Here is a 17,787-nt window from a genome sequence, read left to right as displayed (position 1 = left end):
GGCCGAGCAATGTAAACGCAATATGGCTAGATCCAGCTATTCAATCGTTTCGGATCCCGTCACAGATGGGGCGATAATGCGCATCACCTGCACGGTTGCCGCACCAAACCTTCCTGCGCCACGCTGGCTACCAAATTGCCGTCAGAGGCATAAATTGAACCCCGGTTAAACGCCCGCGCTCCCCCTGCGAAAGGGCTGTCCATCGCGTACAGATGCCATGTTTCAAATTGCGTCGGTCGATGGAACCAAATTGTATGATCAAGGCTGGCCACCATAACCCCGGGCTGAAACCAAGTCACAGCATGCGGGCGCAACCCGGATGCTAGCAGATTAAGATCCGAGGCATATGCCAATAAACATTGCTGCACTATTGCGCTTTGTCCAGCTACGGCCATCATCCGAAACCAAAGTTGATTCTTATCGCTGCAGGGATCAGGCGTAAAAGAATCGCGCGGTTGAACCTCTCGAACCTCAACAGGCCGCGGGCGTAGAAACTCTTCATGATGCGCTTCAGGCAAACGGTGCACCTCGGCGTGACGCAAGGCGCTGCGCGACGCCAATCCCTGAGGGCCCAGGCATGCGGGCATGGGGTGTTGATGCTCAATGCCGGCTTCTTGATGTTGGAACGACGCGCTCATCGTCAGAATTTCTTTACCCTGCTGGCGCGCAACGATACGCCGCGTTGTGAAGCTGCCGCCATCTCGCGTGCGTTCAACGTGATAGATCACAGGCACGGCCGGATCTCCTGCTCGGATGAAATAGGCGTTTAAGGAATGGCATATACGCCCCGCTAAGGTCAGATAGGCCGCTCTTAACGCTTGCGCGATCACATGGCCGCCAAAAATGCGCATTCTGGTTTCGCCGCCCGTTCCAACGCCTTGAAACGCATCTGTACCCACAGCTGTCAATTCAAGCATTTTTATTAAATCATGGCCCGGATCTGTCATTTTAACGGCATCCTATACGGGCACGTTTGAGGCAGCGCCCTTGCCGAACTATGTATTTCACAGCGGGATCTAAGCAAGCTTCAAAGCGTCATACTTTCCTACCAGATAACAAAAAGCCGCGCAGGGAAAGCCTCACCCGATCAAGTTGCGCATTGCGGGCCGCGTTTCAGGGCTAAACCAAGCCAAAGCGGGCGTAGCCTGCCGGTGTGCTCTATTTTTTTCGATGCGTTCAAACGCTTCAGCTCGCACCTGCATTTTAATCTCGGCATAAGTTCGCGGCGGCAATTCGGCATATTCCGCCGCCACGCTGTGAGCATGGCTCAAAAGCACGCCTGGCTCAACCAGCTCATCAATCAAGCCTGATGCTAACGCTTTATCTGCTGAAATAGCCGCTCCTCGCTGCATCAAGCGGCGCAGATCATTTGGGCTAAGTGCGGCGCGCGCGATCTCCATCGGACAAAAGGGTATCGTCACACCCACCTTCACCTCTGCCAATCCAAACTTAGCCTTCGCGGTGGCAATTCGATAATCTGCGCATAAAACAGGAAAAAGCCCCCCCGCAATAGCAGCGCCCGAAACCGCCGCAATCAAGGGTTTGGGAAACGAAAACAAAGCGCCAAAAGCTTGGTCCATCCCATCAACCACAGCGGTTTGCGCCTGAAGATCAAAATCGACCGCGTCTTTCAGGTTTAGACCTGCTGAAAAAACGGGCAATGCGCTGGCCAGCACAACCGCCCGCACCGCGCTATCCGCCTCTAAGTCAGCCATCAAATTGGTGAGAAGCGCTAAATTATCAGCCGTTAAGGCGTTTACCGGCGGGAATGATAATGTGATGCGGGTCACCCCACTCATATCATCTTCCCGGGTAAGCCAATTTTGGGTTTTCATAGCGCCTCGCCCTTTTTCATAAACACCAATTTAACGCTAGCTTATCCTTTAGTTGACAGAGATCAAATCGTAACGCTACGTTTCCTGCAAAGTCACTCTTTGAAATTGTTTTTAGTCGCTTTGGGAAAAAACGAATGAAGCTATATTATGCCCGCAACAGTCGCGCCGTTCGCGTGGCTTGGTTGCTTGAAGAACTTGACCTCGGCTACGAGATTGAAAGTTTTGAGCTTGGAAGCCCTGATATGCGCTCTGACACTTATCGGGCTTTGCACCCGATAGGCCGCGTACCCACGCTTGTTGATGGCGATATCACGCTTTTTGAAAGCGGCGCGATTATACAATATTTATTAGCCAAATATGGCAATGGAAGATTTATCCCGGATCTAAACTCGGGCGCGTTTGCAGCTTATTTGCAGTGGTTTCATTACGCCGAAGGCATGATCATGCCGCCGATGAACACCATCGTGGTCGAAACGATTCTATTGCCACCAGAGCGGCGCAATGAAGTAAATGTGAAGCGCGCTACAAAACTTTTGGGGCAGATGCTGACAAGCGTGGAGCAACAGCTTGCAGGGAAAACCTTTCTGCTTGGCGAGCACTTATCCGCGGCTGATTTCATGACCGGTCATGCGGTGATTATGGCAAAACGCTTGGGCGCGGATTTCAGTGACAAACCAAACCTCCGGCAATATAGCGAGCATCTGAGCCAACGCCCAGCCTTTCAGACAGCCTCATCCTTATGACGGCGCCGATTGTTCTGATCGTGGGCGCGGGCGATTATATTGGCGCCGCCATTGCGCGGCGTTTTGCACAAGGCGGATTTGTGGTTTGTTTGGCGCGGCGCAATGGCGATAAACTGACAGACCTGGTCGATGAGATTACCGCCTCTGGCGGGGTCGCCTATAAGTTTTCTATGGATGCACGCGATGAGGAGCAAACCGCGGATCTTTTCAAAACCATCGAACGCGATATCGGGGCCCTTGATCTGGTTATCTTCAATGTGGGTGGAAATGTTCATTTTCCAATTCTGGAAACGACCTCACGGGTTTTTAGAAAAGTTTGGGAAATGGCCTGTTTTGCTGGATTTTTAACGGGCCGCGAAGCCGCGCGATATATGGTTCCGCGCGGCAGAGGCAAAGTATTTTTCACAGGCGCTTCTGCCAGTTTGCGGGGCAAGTCGGGCTATAGCGCATTTGCGGCCGGGAAAGCGGGTTTGCGTATGGTGGCGCAAAGCATGGCCCGTGAATTGGGCCCCCAAAATATTCACATTGCGCATCTGATTATTGATGCCGCCGTTGACACTGAATTTATCCGTGAGCGATTTCGGGCGCAGGGCAAGGATCCGGATAGACTGCCCGAAGACAGTCTGATGAATCCAAGCTCTGTGGCGGAAGCGTATTGGAGCCTATATCATCAAAGCAAAGATGGCTGGAGCCATGAGGTGGATCTGCGGCCATTTTCCGAAACATGGTAACTTGGAGCCCTTTACCTGCCTAAGCAAGATTACAATCAACCTTTTCCGGCCTGCCCTGATCGTAAGGATGCAGGTAAGGTTTCAGCAGATTCTTTAAATCAACCTCTGCCTTAAGTCGACGCCCTAATAAATACAGGCCCGCCATTTTGCGCTGGATGTACAAAGTCTCAGGCGGCGGCAGATGCATCTCGCGCGAGCGCTCGGCCATCTGCAAACCGCGCTGTTGTAAGTCATGCGCCAGTTCATTTTGGCCAAATTGAAAAACCTGATCCTTTGCCAGCTCTGCAAAGGCAAGATGCATCATCTCGACAAACTCATCCTGCATACTCTGCGGCATGGCTTCATTTAAGAAACCCAACGTCAACGCAGCGCTGCACATGAGAGCTTCATTTCCTGCCAAACCTGCATTCAGATAGCGGGCATAAGCTGCACTCAGTGCCGCATTTACTGGGCGCGTTGCGCCAAAATCCAACAAAACCACCCGCTTTGACTTTGCGTCATAAAGAAAATTTGCAAAATTAGGGTCCGTCTGCATAAGCTTGAAATCAAACAGTTCTTTTAAACTCAGATCGATCAAGGCTTCCATAACAGCACGCCGATCCTCTGTTGGAAATTGAAGCAAATCTTCAATCGGCTGACCCGGCATAAACTCCATCGCCAATATATTTTCGGTGCTTAAATTCGCGTGCACTTGCGGCACTGCAAAGCGGGTATCCCCGCTTAAAAGGTCGCCAAAGCATAACAGCTGCTTGGCCTCGCGCGCGTAATCGGTTTCTTCGTGCAGCTGTTCTTTCGCCAAGGTCAGAAACGGGCCCAGATCGAGGCCGGGGGGCAACAGCCCCGACCATGCGATTAGGGCGGATACATTTTCAATATCGCTGTCAATGCTGTTGCGCACGCCTGGATATTGAACTTTTATGGCCAGGGCCTCGCCCGCCTTGGTCACTGCATAATGAACCTGCCCGATCGAAGCGGCCGCCATCGGGCGCACATCAAAGCGGGAAAATAGCCCCATCCAGCCCATTCCCCATTCTTGGTTCAGCACATCCCGCAATTGTTTCGGGGGCATAAAATCCGCCTCAGCCCGCAAGCGCTGCAAAATCATCGCCAGCTCTGATGGCAGAAAATCGCCGCTATCCATTGAAAGAAGCTGGCCCAGTTTCATCGCCGCACCGCGCATTTTTGCCAGTTTGCGCGCCAATAGGCTTATATTTTGAGGGCTCATTAAAAGCTGTGGAAGCGCCGACCGCCGACCGGAACCCAGCTCTTTCAAACCTTGGCCAGCAACATTCCCCATCACACCCAAAGAAAGGCCTCCAAGATGAGCAAGGCGCGCCGCGCGGCCACTTGGAACCTTTACAGCACGCCCGCTCACAGCCAAAAAATCTGGCTCTGAGCAGGCATCAACGCGCCTCTTACACATTTATCAAACTGGGTATTCATGAAGCTGGACATAGCGGGGCAGCGCCATAAAGAAAGGTCCGCCCCGCGCAGAAGGCCGTTTATTCTCTGCAATCGCGTCAGAAGCGGGCCAAACCAATAAAAAATGCTATGATGCAGCGCCAAAGGCCGGGCGTATGTGTTTTTCAAAGCGCGTGAAGATTGCGAATATGTTTTGCCAAAGCAGCGGTTTCTGGCCGAATAAGTTGCGCCTTTTCGGGTGGAGCATCGTAAAGTTGAGTTATTAAATCAGAGCTGGGGCGCAATTTGCGCTGCCAAGACAGGCTTTCAAGAACGCGCTGCGCGCCGCTTGGCAGCTCGATAAAAGGCGAACGATCGTTGAGAACCAACCAAAACCCAGCCCATAAGCGCGCCACCGTCCAAGGGTTATATCCGCCGCCGCCCGTCAGAATGACTTTATCGCACCTTTCCTTTAGGCGTTTTACGGCGTTCCACAGCGTGTAATTTGACAGCCCCAATCGCGAAAGAGGGTCATCGCAAACAGCATCAGCCCCACCTTGGATTATTATCGCTTCGGGGGCAAAGCGGGCCAATGCAGGAAAAACACAGTCTTCCATGAAAAGATTAAATTCTTCATTATTACAATTTTTTAACAGGGGTATATTCATCTGCTGATCAATTATATTTTCAGAGAGACCCCCTGTAAAAGGCCATCTTTTCGCCTCATGGGTTGAGATCATTAGAAGGTCACGATCCCCCGAAAACGCGGCCTGAACTCCATCGCAATGATGTGCATCCAAATCAACATAAGCAATACGTTCTACGCCAAGGCTGCGCAGCCGTAAGATTGCAAATACCAAATCGTTCAAAAAACAAAACCCATTTGCGCGATCGGTCAACCCGTGGTGTAAACCGCCGCCCATCGCATAAGCAACGCCACCATTTGCAACCAGTTCAGCAGCCAATAACGAACTTCCAACAGACGTGGCCGGCCGTGCAAACATACCCTTAAAAACCGGGTTTGAGACAGTGCCCAATTGGTATCTCTTCCGATCATGCTCTGATATTTTTTGCGTATCTTCAGCCCTTTTAAGCGCCTCAATATACTCTGGCGCGTGGAAGGTTTTCAAAAGCGCAGGCTTTGCCTGGGGCGCCGTGCAGTAGCGATCCAAACTGCGCATGTTCAACGAAGAGATAAGATCGAAAGCCGCTGCAACACGCGGAATAGCCAGCGGATGACTGCCGCCGTAACTCGAGTTGCGGTAGATCGAAGATGAAATTAAATACGGCCTGCAGGCTTCTGTTATTATGTCGTTTTCTTCTACAATCTTACAAACCTTTCACCACGTTAATGAAGTTTAAATCTAGCTCTTTCACACGGCAAATCTACCATCAGAACCGGCTTTGCACTATCAATGGAAAATTTAATCTTCTTGGCGTAGTTAAGAAGCGGTTCAAATTATCGCCACTCTCGCATCTAGCGCCGCAGCGCACTGCAATGCTCAGGCCAACTGCGCGCTTTGGCCTTGCAACCTTTCGCTTTCTCTGCACTGAACCCATCGAAAAGAAAGCTTTGGCGCATCAATTATATAAACAGTAACGAGTTTTGCCCCAGATACTGTAGCGCTAAAAAGCAACCCGTTAAAAGCTGCAGTTTTCCAACCCTGCCCGTCGCAGGTTTCGCGCCAATGCAATCGCCGACGATCTACGGCTGATAAAGTGAAAAACCATTTCTATCGTGACGGATCACCGCTGCAGCGCGCTGCCGGTAACAGCCTACACCTGCTGCCAGCCTTGCCGCAGCTCGCGCGCGTTAGCGCCAAATTCACCGCACGCAATCTCTCTTACATTTGGCTTTGGATTTAACCTTTAACAGCCTTCTGCAGCGCTCGCGCTCTGGGGGGTTGGCGCGACATCAAGAGCGCTCTATAAGGTGCGGCAAAGAGAAGGACAGAATTTCATGCGCAACGCAACCGTGAGCCGCAACACGGCTGAAACAAAAATAGAAGTCACGCTGGATCTGGATGGCACTGGTCTGTATGACAACCAAACAGGGGTTGGCTTTTTTGATCATATGCTCGATCAGCTGTCGCGCCATTCCTTGATCGATTTGCGCATCCGCTGCGAGGGGGATACCCATATTGATGATCATCACAGCGTTGAAGATACAGGCATTGCTTTGGGCCAAGCGCTCAGTCAAGCCTTAGGCGATAAGCGCGGCATCAATCGCTATGGCAGCTGTTTATTGCCGATGGATGATGCACAAATTCGCTGTGCTTTAGATTTATCTGCACGGCCTTTTTTGATTTGGAATGTGGCGCTGCCAAGCTCAAAAATTGGCGCTTTTGACAGCGAGTTATTGCGCGAATTTTTTCAGGCCTTTTCCACCCATGCCGGGATGACGCTGCATATTGATCAGATCCATGGCTTTAACAGTCACCATATTGCAGAAGCGGTTTTCAAATCGGTGGCCAAGGCGTTGCGAACAGCCGTTGAACATGACCCGCGGATGCAAGGTAAATTGCCATCGACCAAAGGCAGTCTGTAAAACATCATGCTGACCGTTATAATCGATTACGATAGCGGAAACCTACATTCTGCCAGCAAATCCTTTGAGCGTATGGCCCAGGAAACAAATGCAGGAGAGGTGCGCGTGAGCGCTGATCCAGCCATGGTTGCCAAAGCTGATCGCTTGGTGCTTCCCGGCGATGGCGCGTTTCCCGCATGCCGCAAAGCGCTGGTAGAATCTGACGTTTTTGAGGCAATGATCGAAGCCGTGCTCGAGCGCGGACGCCCGTTTTTAGGCATTTGCGTCGGCATGCAGATGATGGCGCAAAAAGGCTTTGAATATGAAGCAACCAGCGGGCTGGGTTGGATTGATGGGGAAATTCACAAGATCAAGCCGAACGAGCCCGCGCTTAAAATTCCGCATATGGGCTGGAATAATTTAAGCTTCGATCGACCGCACCCGCTTTTGCGCAATGTGCCCGATGGAAGCCATGCTTACTTTGTGCATTCCTATCACATGGAGCTTAATGCACTCTCTCAACGCATCGCCTGCGTTGACTATGGACAGCCGATTTCGGCAATTGTGGGCCGAGACACAATGGTTGGAACACAATTTCATCCTGAAAAAAGTTCTACCGCCGGCCTACAGATGATCGCCAATTTCTTATCTTGGTCCCCCTAGCGGTATTCAGGCACAGGGCAGGCTTCCATTGCACCCGCAACCTAGTTCAACGGCGGATGCAACAGATGCAGATCCCTTGATTGCAATTCGCGCTCTGACATGGCACATGCACCCCGTTAAGAAGGTTTTGAGAATAGAATGATCCTATATCCTGCTATCGACTTGAAAGACGGCGCAGCCGTACGGCTTTTGCGAGGTGATATGAACGCCGCCACGGTGTTTAATAAAGATCCGGCCGCCCAAGCCAAAAGCTTTGTTGACGCAGGGTGCAGATGGTTGCATTTGGTTGATCTGAACGGTGCTTTTGCCGGAAAACCCGTAAACGCCGAACCTGTTGAGGCCATTTTAAAGCAGTGCAACGTGCCGGCGCAATTGGGCGGTGGTATCCGCGATATGGCAACCATTGAGACCTGGATCGAAAAGGGGTTATCGCGGGTGATTTTAGGCACTGTCGCGGTTGAGAACCCCGCCCTTGTCCGGCAAGCAGCCCTGGCTTTCCCAGATAAAATTGCCGTTGGCATCGATGCCCGCAATGGCATGGTGGCCACCAAAGGATGGGCGGTTGAGACCGATACAGAGGTCACCGAGCTGGCAAAATCGTTTGAACAAGATGGCGTGGCTGCGATTATTTACACCGATATCAACCGCGATGGCGCGATGAAGGGACCAAATATTGAAGCCACTGCGGCTTTGGCGGATGCGATTTCCATTCCGGTGATCGCGTCAGGTGGAGTTTCCTCGCTGGCCGACTTATTGGCATTGAAAGGCTGCGGAACCGCTTTAAACGGAGCAATTTCGGGGCGCGCGCTTTATGATGGAGCGCTTGACCTCAGCGCTGCCCTGAAGGCGTTAGATGCTTAAAACGCGCATCATCCCCTGTTTAGACGTGGCCGATGGGCGCGTGGTCAAGGGGATCAATTTCGTGGATTTACGCGATGCGGGTGATCCGGTGGATGCCGCGCGCGCTTATGATGACGCGGGCGCGGATGAATTATGCTTTTTAGACATCAATGCCACGCATGAAAACCGCGCCACGATGTTCGATGTTGTGCGGCGCACGGCCGAGCAATGCTATATCCCCCTCACCGTGGGTGGCGGCGTGCGAAGCGCCGCGGATGTGCGGGCCCTGTTACGCGCAGGCGCGGATAAGGTCAGCTTCAACTCGGCCGCTGTCGCCGATCCGGATGTGATCAGCGCGGCAGCAGATCAATTTGGCAGCCAATGTATCGTCTGCGCGATCGATGCCAAAACAGTAGCTCCCGGACAATGGCAGCTTTTCACCCATGGTGGGCGCAAACCAACCGGCTTGGACGCGGTGGAATTTGCCATCAAAATTGCCCAAAAAGGCGCCGGTGAAATCTTGCTCACCTCTATGGATCGCGATGGTACGAAAGCCGGTTTCAATCTTGAAATGACGCGCGCGATCTCTGAGGCGGTTGATATTCCCGTAATCGCTTCGGGTGGTGTAGGAACACTGGATCATCTGGTGGATGGTGTACGTCTAGGGGGCGCCTCAGCCGTGCTTGCCGCATCGATTTTTCATTTTGGCGATTACACAATCGCTGAGGCCAAAGCGCATATGGCAGCCGCCGGCCTAGCCATGAGGATAGAAACATGACGTTGGAGCAGCTTGAAAATCTGATCGCGCAACGCTCATCTGCGTCATCCGGCGAAAGTTGGACCGCGCAATTGCTGGAAAAGGGTCCGGAAAAATGCGCTGAAAAATTCGGTGAAGAAGCCATCGAACTGATCATCGAAGCGGTTAAAAACGATTCCGACGGCCTGATCAACGAAGCGGCAGATGTGATGTATCATCTTCTCGTTTTGCTGAAATCGCGCGAGATCAGCCTATCACATGTCATGACAGAGCTTGAGCGAAGAACGGCTCAATCCGGTCTCACAGAGAAGGCAGCACGCAAAACATGATCCGACATATCGTCTTTTTCAACGCTAAAAACCCCGATGATATTGATGCAATCGGCGAGGGCTTGCAGCTTTTGGCCGAAATTCCAAACGCGCTGCGCTTTGAAGTGGCGCGCAATATCGGCAGCGACCCGATCGCACAAGATCGGGTTGATTGGGTCGTGTATGCGGAATTCAAAGATGAAGCCGCTTTGGCGGCGTATAAAGCCCACCCCATCTATCAAGCTTCAATCGCAAAAGTACGCCCCCTGCGCGAATTGCGGCTGGCAGTTGATTTTGAAAGCGCCTTACCGACCTGAGGCGCAGGCGTATAATTTTTGGACTCCGGCCCAAAAATGGCGATTTTTTGATTGCACCGGCGGAAAATCTAAGCTTTTTGAGCGCAGAAGAAAACCGTCTAAAAAGTGAGATTCAAAATGGCATCCATCGTAAACAGCTGGAATGAATGGGACCCTTTGAAACATGTAATCGTTGGTCGCGCCGATGATTGCCATATTCCCCCTGAAGAACCCGCATTAGATGCCAAAGTGCCCGAAGACAGCGACATGCGCGGCCAATGGGGCCGCCGCCCGCAGGAAACAATCGATCGGGCCAATGAGCTTCTCGATAATTTTGCCGCGCTGTTGCAAGCCCGCGGTATTCGCGTGGATCGCCCCACCCCGATTGATTTCTCAGCGCCAGCAATCACGCCAGATTTCCGCACCGAAAGCCAATTTGGATGTATGCCACCACGCGATGTCTTACTGACGGTTGGCTCTGAAATTTTGGAAGCCACAATGTCGTATCGCTGCCGCTGGTTTGAATATCTTTGCTACCGGCCGCTGATGCAAAAATACTGGGAAGAAGACAGTAATTTTCGCCATGAAGCGGCGCCAAAACCCCGCCTGACCAATGCCGATTATCATCCAGATTATCTATCGGATAAAATCGGAGTTGAAAAACGGCTCAAATGGGCGGAAGAGAAGTTTTTTGTCACCACAGAAGAAGAGCCGCTTTTTGACGCAGCTGACATTCTGCGCTTTGGCCGCGATCTCGTTGTGCAACATGGCTTTACCACCAATTTAAAAGGCATCGAATGGCTGCGCAGGCATTTCCCGGATCATCGCGTGCATACGGTGAATTTTCCTGGCGATCCCTACCCTATCCATATCGATGCTACCTTTACCCCTCTGCGCCCAGGTTTGATCTTAAACAATCCGCAACGCCGTTTGCCAACAGAGCAACGCGGCCTGTTTGAAAAAAATGGCTGGGAGATCGTGGATGCCGCGCAGCCCGCGCATAACAGCCCCCCGCCGCTTTGCTATTCATCGACCTGGCTCAGCATGAATGTTTTGGTTCTTGATCCGAAAACCGTCTGCGTTGAAAAATCTGAGGTCTATCAAGCTGAACAAATGGATAAGCTGGGCATGAACGTGATCGAGGTTGAGTTGCGAGATGCATATGCGTTTGGCGGCGGCTTGCATTGCTGCACTGCAGATGTATATCGCGAAGGCCAATGCGAGGATTACTTTCCGCATCAATAACGCAAATCCGCTCAAAAAGAGCTAGGATAGAACCCGCGCAGGGCACCAGTGTCATATCGCCCGTTAGCCGGGCTATATGCCCTGCCCGCGATTGCTATCCAGCGCTAAGCTGCGGCAAAATGCGCCTCAAGTTTGCCAGACGCGCGGAATAAACGCGTCTGGTCCACGCCCTATCGCAGGCCATCGGCTCGGCCAGCCGCGGGGCTTTATCGGCTCCGCTCAATCTAGCAAATCGTGCACTCGAAAGCCCTAAACGGGCCTAGTCGAACCAGGCGTCACTCGCTTACCGGAAGGTGGGCTTTAAGATTGAAAAGCCCCGCCTTTTGCGGCGCCAACCGATTTTAAAAACCAAACCTGACCAAGCAACCTGATAGTGCAACCGGATGTGTTAAGTGCATAAGGCCCACCAAATAAAACAATCAATGGGGCTGGTGGCGCTGATGAACGTGCTTCAACCAGGCAAATAAAAATCAGTTTTTTGCAGCACTCATCCGCGCTGAGTTTAGGCAGGCGCGTGGCTCGATTCGATTTAACTTCTACAAGCGTTTTAAGTTTTACCAAACCTAATGGGTTTAAAACCAAGGCAGACCGCTGCGCGGCTATGAGGGTCGAAAATTGACGAGGGCGCCGATCAGCGCGCGGCATTGGGAAAAAACAACTGCTCATCCCCAATTTTAAATGCCGCAATTTCCGCCTGCCCTTTTGGCCCAGTGATCCAATCCACAAATTGCTTAGCCCCCAGAGCGTTGACATGCGGATGCCGCGCTGGATTGACCGCGATCACCCCATATTGATTGAACAGCCGCCAATCATCCGAAAACAAAACATCCTGATTTCCCTTGCGCGCAAAGCTAATCCATGTGGCGCGGTCGCTCAATGTATAGGCATTCATGGCGGTTGACATCATCAATGTGGCACCCATTCCCAATCCGGCCTCGCGATACCAACTGCCCGAGGCTGCGGCCACATCAATGCCCGTTGCAGTCCAAAGCTTTTTTTCAGCTTTATGAGTGCCACTATCATCTCCCCGCGACAGAAAAGGCACCTGCAAGGCCGCAATCTTTTGCAGGGCAACGGTCACATCGGCGCTGGCGCGAATACCGGCAGGATCCAGCCGGGGGCCAATAATGACAAAATCATTATACATCACATCCAAGCGTTCAAGCCCCCAGCCCGCTTTGACAAAGACCTCTTCATCGTCTTTGGAATGCACCAAAAGCACATCGCCGTCGCCGTTCTTGGCATTCTTAATGGCCTGCCCCGTGCCCACAGCAACCACCCGGACAGCGATGCCGGTATCTTGGGTGAAAATAGGTAAAAGCGCGTCTAACAATCCTGAATTTTGTGTCGATGTGGTGGATTGGATGAAAATCGCGTCTGCGGCTTGAACTGGCGCGGTAACGCTGAACCAAAGCAAGGCTAAAGCCGTTAAAACCCGATTTTTCATTAGGTTTCGACCTCGGTATCCGAAATTTTATACCCTTGCAAAAACGCTTGTGTCCAAGGATTTTGAGACGAGCCAAAAAATAATGCTGCCCCCTCTTGCACTTTCACCTGCCCGCCCTCCATTAACAAAATCTCGCCGCCTAAGCGGCGCGCCTGTGCCCAATCATGCGTGATCATCACCACCTTGATACCAGCTTCTATTGCGCTGTTTATCAAAGCCTCGACATGTTGCGCGGCATTTACGTCAAGATGCGCGCAGGGTTCGTCCAAAAATAAAATCTCAGGGTTGCAACACAGCGCTCGGACCAACGATAGCCGTTGCTGCTCACCCCCGGAAAGCCTACGCGCGGGTTGGTCTGCCAAATGTGCCAATTGCCCCTGATGCATCCATTTTTCCGCCAGTTCAAATCGGGTTTGGCGCGCATATCCCGCCGCAGATAGGGCGAAACGCAAATTTGCGCGCACCGACCGGCGCAGCAGAACGGGCCTTTGAAACACCATCGCCTGTCTGGCTGTTTCACCTGAGATATGCCGCACTTGCACAGAGCCCGTATCAGGCGTTTGCAAAGCATGAAGAACCCGCAAGAAAAGGCTTTTACCCGCCCCATTTGGCCCCAAAATCATCGTTGGGCCCTGTGGATCCAAACGTAGGAATGGAATATCTAAGAGAGGGGCTCCCTCGATTGAAAAGCTTAGCTGGTCAATTTGAACATGTATCTCAGACATGGAAGGCCTCGCGGCGTTGCCAACCTAGAAATCCCAGCACCCCATTTACAGCCACCGCCAAGCCAACCAAAATAAGACCTAAAGCCAAGGCCAAGCTCAGGTTGCCTTTCGAGGTTTCCAAAGCGATCGCCGTGGTCATAACCCGCGTTAGATGGTTGATATTCCCGCCAACGATCATCACCGCCCCAACTTCTGCGATCGCGCGGCCAAACCCGGCCAAGACCGCGGTCAATAAGCCAAACCGCGCCTCCCAAAGCAGCACTGCAACGCGACGGCTCCCGCGCACGCCCAATGAGGTCAGCTGATCCCGATATTCTTCATGAAGCGGCTCAACCACTTGCCGACTCAGGGCGATTAAAATCGGCATAATCAATATTGTCTGTGCGATAATCATCGCGCTTGGGGTGTAAAGCAGCCCCAATACGCCCAGCGGGCCGGCGCTAGAGAGCATTAAATAAACCACCAAGCCCACAACGACCGGCGGCAAACCCATCAAAGCATTCACGCCCACCAAAACAGCGAGCCGCCCGCGAAATCGCAGGATCGCCAAGGCCGCACCCGCCGGTATACCAAACAGCCCCGCGATGATCACCGCGCTCAACGATACTTTTAACGAGAGCAAAACGATCGCCCAGAGACCCTCATCGCCCGAAACGATCAAAGCGGCAGCAATATAAAAAGATTCTGATAAACTTTGCATATTTATACCTAGGGCCCCGTGACAAAATATTCATCAAAAAAGGTAGGTTTCAATCTGAATTTAGAGCTAACTCGTCTCATCGCTGCGCCAATCACCCGGTTAGGGCTCGGCTAACGGATGTATCGACTCGCAACAGCTCAGATCAACACGCCGTTTTTTGCGCAGAAAGAACAGTTTTCCAATCCCGCGCCACGGGCCCGTTGAGGGGGCTTTGGGATCTATCGGATAACCCTGCTGCCAACCCTTCGGCAAAACCAAACCGTGGTTTTCGGCGCGTTCAAGCATCCAGATCAAAGGAATATTTGATAGTCGACGGGCCGCAAAAAAGCCCCCCAGATGGCCCCCGACATCACCGTGGTTGCCGCGGAACCAAACCTGCTGAACCCGGGTGTCCGGCTGCGCCGAGCATTCCCATTTAACCGGAGAAAACGCAATGCGCGCCTCATTAAGCGCCAAAGCTTGATATCCCGCCTTCACCACCGGGCTCAGCGCGTGATTGTGAAAACCATACCGGGCTTGCCTCCAGCGCGAGATAATCGGCAAGCCCAGCGCGCGCACCGTGTCCCAGACGCCTATCATTTCAATTTCGATCACATCATGGCAGTGGGCCGCGCGAAATTTTTCCAAAACGGCACCGGATATATTGGTTTGATAAAGGCGCCATGCTTGCTGTATGTGGCGCGGCGTCGCATATTCGCGCTTTAACAACCCCACATGATTGATCATTCCAGATAATGAGCGCACCGCATATGCCCCTCGCGAATATCCAAAAAGATATATTCTATCCGTGGGCCGGAATCGCGTTGCTAAGGCGCCATATGCGCGGCGGATCTGGGTATTCATATTGCCGCCGACCAAAACATCCCAGCCAGAGCGCAGATCGATCCATTGCTGCCCTGGCTGATAATACACTTTAACCTTCGGCGCTTGTGCCTCCAGCAATCGGTATAGCAAAGCCGCATTGGTTTCATGACCGGGCGCGTTGGAAGACATTGTGCCATCCAAAATCACCACATGATCTTGCGCCAGCCTCTGCCTTTGGGGCGGCTCCTCCAAGGCCTTTGGGCGAGGAAAAAACCACTGCAGAAATCGATTTGAGCTACTCAGCCGCGACATCTGCCTGATTTAAGGCCTCCCAAACCCGAAGCGGCGTGAAGGGCATATCAAGCCGCCTGACCCCACGGCAGGACAGAGCGTCATGCACGGCGTTTGAGACAGCCGCTAAAGCACCGACGGTGCCAGCCTCTCCGCACCCTTTCATCCCCATCACATTTGTGGTTGTTGGCAGCGGTTCGGTTTCAAACTGGTAGAATGGAACATCTTTCGCGCGCGGCACCGCATAATCCATAAAGCTCGCGCTCAACAATTGCCCTTGATCATCATAAACCACATGTTCGCTTATCGCTTGCCCAATGCCTTGGGCAACGCCGCCATGTACCTGACCTTCCACCAACATTGGGTTCAAAAGGTTTCCAAAATCATCCACCACAGAATACCGCGCCACCTCTACCGCGCCCGTATCGGGGTCAATTTCAACTTCGCAAATATGCGCGCCATTTGGAAACGATCGGCTGTCCAGCACCGCATAAGCCGAGTGCTGCATCAGATCATCACGGCCCGCAGCACGCGCCATATCCGCCACTTCCAAAAATGTGGGAGACAGGTTCGAACCGGGCGCGCGAAAGCGCTCATCATCAAACACAATCTGATCCGCATCCACTTCCAGCTTATCAGATAAAAACGCCCGAAACGCCTTCTGCATAACCGCAACAGTTTGCAACGTTGCGTTGGCTTGCACCGTGCCCGAGCGCGATCCACCCGTCCCGCCGCCGCGGGCAATCAGATCGCTATCGCCTTGAACAACCCGGATATGATCCGCCGGTATTCCGGTTTGATCCGATAAAAACTGCGCAAAAACGGTTTCGTGACCCTGCCCGTTGGATTGCGTTCCAACCAGAATATCTACCATCCCGTCATCCTGAAAAATCACCTTGGCGCTTTCATCCTTATCGCCCAAAATACTTTCTATGTAATAGCATAAGCCCAACCCGCGCAATTTGCCGGCCACAGCACTTTTGCGTTTGCGATCCGCAAAGCCATCCACATCTGCTGACGCTTCTGCATGCGATAAAACTTTGGCAAATTGTCCAACATCATAAACCTCGCCCGTAGCCGAACGATAGGGAAAAGCGTCAGGCGCGATAAAATTCTTCCGGCGCAACGCTAACGGGTCCACGTTTAATTCACGCGCCGCATGATCCATCAACCGCTCTAGCACAAAGATCGCCTCGGGACGCCCAGCGCCGCGATAGGCGTCAACTTGCGTGGTATTGGTGAACACGCCTTTCACCGCCAGCCATGTGGTCTGCACATCATATGTGCCCATTAAAACCTTTGCGAATAACTCGGTTTGAATGGGCTGTGCATATTGCGAATTATAGGCGCCTAAATTGCACTTAGAGGTCACCCGATAGGCGAGCATTTTGTGATTTTCATCGAACGCCAATTCCGCCAAGGATGTCAGGTCGCGCCCGGCATTATCGCTCAGCATTGCCTCGGTACGCTCTGACATCCAGCGCACCGGGCGCTGCAACACCCGCGCTGCATGCGCGCAAACAAAGGTTTCGGGATAATTCATTCCTTTCATTCCAAAACCGCCGCCCACATCCGGGTTCGTCACCCGCACTTGCTCTGGGGAAAGCTTCAACATTTTCGCCAAACGCGATTTGGTTGGCCAAACGCCTTGACCATTGACCGAAACGTGCAACCGATCTTCTTCCCATTCGGCAAAACAGCCGCGCGGCTCGATCGAGGCTACGATAATCCGATTATCCGCAATATCCAAAGCGATGCGATGCGCCGCCGTTTCAAACACTGCCTCGGTGGCGGCTTGATCACCCATACCCCAGTCAAAAGCGATATTATCTGGCGCCTCTTCATGCAAAGGCTCGCCACCGGCCTCCAGTGCCAAATGAACCGGTAAATCTTGATACTCGAACACGATATTTTCAGCGGCATCGCGGGCCTGTTCCAGCGTTTGCGCAATGACCATCGCGATCGGCTCACCCACAAAACGCACCCGCTCAGTTGCCAAAACTGGTCGCAAAGGATCGGCCGCCCGCGAGCCGTCAAGGTTCGTTAAAATCGTTGCCTCGATGTGCAAATCAACATCGGCTGCGCGCAGATCCTCTGCGGTAATAACGGCCTGCACCCCGACACAGCTGCGCGCCGCAGACACGTCCAGCTGCGTGATAATCGCATGGGCCACGGGCGAGCGAAACACGAAGCCATGCAAGGCATGCGCCGGTGCGATATCATCAACATAACGCCCGGTTCCTTTTAAAAACCGCACATCTTCAACCCGCATAACCGACTGGCTTTTTCCGAATTTTTCCAATTTGCAAACCTCTAAACAAATACCCATAACAAATAAAGCTTTCAAGGCATTTGTCTAGACCGTCCAATGAGGAAACGTAGCAATTTGAAGCGGGTGCGCCCTGCTCTGACACAGCTAGCCAGCGCCAGTTACAAGTGCCAACATTCTATAAATGCTGTAGCAGAGGCTAGGA

At 52.5% G+C, this 17,787-nt stretch carries 18 protein-coding genes; 9 read left to right on the top strand and 9 right to left on the bottom strand.

Annotation, left to right across the window (positions count from 1 at the left end; translation table 11 throughout):
* Positions 1-83 precede the first annotated feature (83 nt).
* Both GN241_05920 and GN241_05915 read right to left on the bottom strand, forming a co-directional pair.
* Positions 84-947: an acyl-CoA thioesterase II gene (locus GN241_05920; protein XAT56947.1), complete on the bottom strand. Its 864-nt coding sequence runs from the start codon at positions 945-947 to the stop codon at positions 84-86.
* A 132-nt stretch (positions 948-1,079) separates the two neighbouring features.
* Complete coding sequence (locus tag GN241_05915) at positions 1,080-1,835, bottom strand: enoyl-CoA hydratase/isomerase family protein (GenBank protein XAT56946.1); 756 nt, start codon at positions 1,833-1,835, stop codon at positions 1,080-1,082.
* 134 nt (positions 1,836-1,969) lie between these two features.
* Between GN241_05915 and GN241_05910 the strand changes: the two genes are divergently transcribed.
* Both GN241_05910 and GN241_05905 read left to right on the top strand, forming a co-directional pair.
* On the top strand, positions 1,970-2,578 hold the full coding sequence (locus GN241_05910) for a glutathione S-transferase family protein (GenBank protein ID XAT56945.1): 609 nt from the start codon (positions 1,970-1,972) through the stop codon (positions 2,576-2,578).
* Positions 2,575-3,309, top strand: coding sequence for an SDR family NAD(P)-dependent oxidoreductase (locus GN241_05905; GenBank protein XAT56944.1), 735 nt, complete (start codon positions 2,575-2,577; stop codon positions 3,307-3,309). The genes GN241_05910 and GN241_05905 overlap by 4 nt, the downstream gene beginning before the upstream one ends.
* A 19-nt stretch (positions 3,310-3,328) precedes the next feature.
* On the opposite strand, the gene GN241_05900 is transcribed toward GN241_05905, so the two are convergent.
* Entirely contained in the window at positions 3,329-4,732 is a 1,404-nt protein-coding gene (locus GN241_05900) for an AarF/ABC1/UbiB kinase family protein (GenBank protein XAT56943.1), read from the bottom strand.
* Between the two features lie 163 nt (positions 4,733-4,895).
* Positions 4,896-5,891: an acetoin utilization protein AcuC gene (locus GN241_05895; GenBank protein ID XAT56942.1), complete on the bottom strand. Its 996-nt coding sequence runs from the start codon at positions 5,889-5,891 to the stop codon at positions 4,896-4,898.
* Between the two features lie 779 nt (positions 5,892-6,670).
* On the opposite strand from GN241_05895, the gene hisB reads away from it, so the two are divergent.
* The 7 genes from hisB to GN241_05860 all read left to right on the top strand — a co-directional run bounded on the left by hisB (position 6,671) and on the right by GN241_05860 (position 11,346).
* Entirely contained in the window at positions 6,671-7,258 is a 588-nt protein-coding gene (gene hisB, locus GN241_05890; GenBank protein ID XAT56941.1) for an imidazoleglycerol-phosphate dehydratase HisB, read from the top strand.
* A 6-nt stretch (positions 7,259-7,264) separates the two neighbouring features.
* Positions 7,265-7,900 (top strand): imidazole glycerol phosphate synthase subunit HisH, encoded by a 636-nt coding sequence (gene hisH / locus GN241_05885; protein ID XAT56940.1) that lies wholly within the window; start codon positions 7,265-7,267, stop codon positions 7,898-7,900.
* A 138-nt stretch (positions 7,901-8,038) separates the two neighbouring features.
* Positions 8,039-8,761, top strand: a complete 723-nt coding sequence (gene hisA, locus GN241_05880; protein ID XAT56939.1) for a 1-(5-phosphoribosyl)-5-[(5-phosphoribosylamino)methylideneamino]imidazole-4-carboxamide isomerase — start codon at positions 8,039-8,041, stop codon at positions 8,759-8,761.
* Positions 8,754-9,518 carry an imidazole glycerol phosphate synthase subunit HisF gene (gene hisF, locus GN241_05875; protein ID XAT56938.1) on the top strand — a complete coding sequence of 255 codons (765 nt, stop codon included), beginning with the start codon at positions 8,754-8,756 and terminating at the stop codon, positions 9,516-9,518. The genes hisA and hisF overlap by 8 nt, the downstream gene beginning before the upstream one ends.
* On the top strand, positions 9,515-9,826 hold the full coding sequence (locus GN241_05870) for a phosphoribosyl-ATP diphosphatase (GenBank protein ID XAT56937.1): 312 nt from the start codon (positions 9,515-9,517) through the stop codon (positions 9,824-9,826). Before hisF ends, GN241_05870 begins: the two co-directional genes overlap by 4 nt.
* Positions 9,823-10,122, top strand: coding sequence for a Dabb family protein (locus GN241_05865; protein XAT56936.1), 300 nt, complete (start codon positions 9,823-9,825; stop codon positions 10,120-10,122). The genes GN241_05870 and GN241_05865 overlap by 4 nt, the downstream gene beginning before the upstream one ends.
* 117 nt (positions 10,123-10,239) lie before the next feature.
* A complete protein-coding gene (locus GN241_05860) occupies positions 10,240-11,346 on the top strand; it encodes a serine/threonine protein kinase (GenBank protein ID XAT56935.1) in 1,107 nt (368 codons plus the stop codon).
* A 631-nt stretch (positions 11,347-11,977) separates the two neighbouring features.
* Here GN241_05860 and GN241_05855 read toward each other — a convergent pair.
* The 5 genes from GN241_05855 to GN241_05835 all read right to left on the bottom strand — a co-directional run bounded on the left by GN241_05855 (position 11,978) and on the right by GN241_05835 (position 17,615).
* Positions 11,978-12,793, bottom strand: coding sequence for a sulfate transporter (locus GN241_05855; protein XAT56934.1), 816 nt, complete (start codon positions 12,791-12,793; stop codon positions 11,978-11,980).
* Complete coding sequence (locus tag GN241_05850) at positions 12,793-13,518, bottom strand: ATP-binding cassette domain-containing protein (GenBank protein ID XAT56933.1); 726 nt, start codon at positions 13,516-13,518, stop codon at positions 12,793-12,795. The genes GN241_05855 and GN241_05850 overlap by 1 nt, the downstream gene beginning before the upstream one ends.
* Entirely contained in the window at positions 13,511-14,218 is a 708-nt protein-coding gene (locus GN241_05845; GenBank protein XAT56932.1) for an ABC transporter permease, read from the bottom strand. The genes GN241_05850 and GN241_05845 overlap by 8 nt, the downstream gene beginning before the upstream one ends.
* 99 nt (positions 14,219-14,317) lie before the next feature.
* Positions 14,318-15,334, bottom strand: a complete 1,017-nt coding sequence (locus GN241_05840; protein XAT56931.1) for a DUF2235 domain-containing protein — start codon at positions 15,332-15,334, stop codon at positions 14,318-14,320.
* The gene (locus GN241_05835; protein ID XAT56930.1) at positions 15,318-17,615 is read right to left on the bottom strand and encodes a molybdopterin-dependent oxidoreductase; all 2,298 of its coding nucleotides are present in this window, start codon (positions 17,613-17,615) and stop codon (positions 15,318-15,320) included. Before GN241_05835 ends, GN241_05840 begins: the two co-directional genes overlap by 17 nt.
* Between the last annotated feature and the right edge of the window lie 172 nt (positions 17,616-17,787).

It is taken from the genome of Rhodobacteraceae bacterium IMCC1335, assembly GCA_039640495.1.
Taxonomy (GTDB): domain Bacteria; phylum Pseudomonadota; class Alphaproteobacteria; order Rhodobacterales; family Rhodobacteraceae; genus Thalassovivens.
Note: the sequence above shows the minus strand (reverse complement) of the source record. Positions and strands in the feature narration are given on the sequence as shown.

Coding starts and splice junctions, on each gene's coding strand:
- GN241_05870 (XAT56937.1), top strand. CDS start 9,515: ATGACGTTGGAGCAGCTTGAAAATCTGATCGCGCAACGCTCATCTGCG.
- GN241_05840 (XAT56931.1), bottom strand. CDS start 15,334: ATGTCGCGGCTGAGTAGCTCAAATCGATTTCTGCAGTGGTTTTTTCCT.
- GN241_05910 (XAT56945.1), top strand. CDS start 1,970: ATGAAGCTATATTATGCCCGCAACAGTCGCGCCGTTCGCGTGGCTTGG.
- hisA (XAT56939.1), top strand. CDS start 8,039: ATGATCCTATATCCTGCTATCGACTTGAAAGACGGCGCAGCCGTACGG.
- hisB (XAT56941.1), top strand. CDS start 6,671: ATGCGCAACGCAACCGTGAGCCGCAACACGGCTGAAACAAAAATAGAA.
- GN241_05895 (XAT56942.1), bottom strand. CDS start 5,891: ATGCGCAGTTTGGATCGCTACTGCACGGCGCCCCAGGCAAAGCCTGCG.
- GN241_05865 (XAT56936.1), top strand. CDS start 9,823: ATGATCCGACATATCGTCTTTTTCAACGCTAAAAACCCCGATGATATT.
- GN241_05860 (XAT56935.1), top strand. CDS start 10,240: ATGGCATCCATCGTAAACAGCTGGAATGAATGGGACCCTTTGAAACAT.
- GN241_05845 (XAT56932.1), bottom strand. CDS start 14,218: ATGCAAAGTTTATCAGAATCTTTTTATATTGCTGCCGCTTTGATCGTT.
- GN241_05900 (XAT56943.1), bottom strand. CDS start 4,732: ATGTGTAAGAGGCGCGTTGATGCCTGCTCAGAGCCAGATTTTTTGGCT.
- GN241_05855 (XAT56934.1), bottom strand. CDS start 12,793: ATGAAAAATCGGGTTTTAACGGCTTTAGCCTTGCTTTGGTTCAGCGTT.
- GN241_05905 (XAT56944.1), top strand. CDS start 2,575: ATGACGGCGCCGATTGTTCTGATCGTGGGCGCGGGCGATTATATTGGC.
- hisH (XAT56940.1), top strand. CDS start 7,265: ATGCTGACCGTTATAATCGATTACGATAGCGGAAACCTACATTCTGCC.
- hisF (XAT56938.1), top strand. CDS start 8,754: ATGCTTAAAACGCGCATCATCCCCTGTTTAGACGTGGCCGATGGGCGC.
- GN241_05850 (XAT56933.1), bottom strand. CDS start 13,518: ATGTCTGAGATACATGTTCAAATTGACCAGCTAAGCTTTTCAATCGAG.
- GN241_05915 (XAT56946.1), bottom strand. CDS start 1,835: ATGAAAACCCAAAATTGGCTTACCCGGGAAGATGATATGAGTGGGGTG.
- GN241_05920 (XAT56947.1), bottom strand. CDS start 947: ATGACAGATCCGGGCCATGATTTAATAAAAATGCTTGAATTGACAGCT.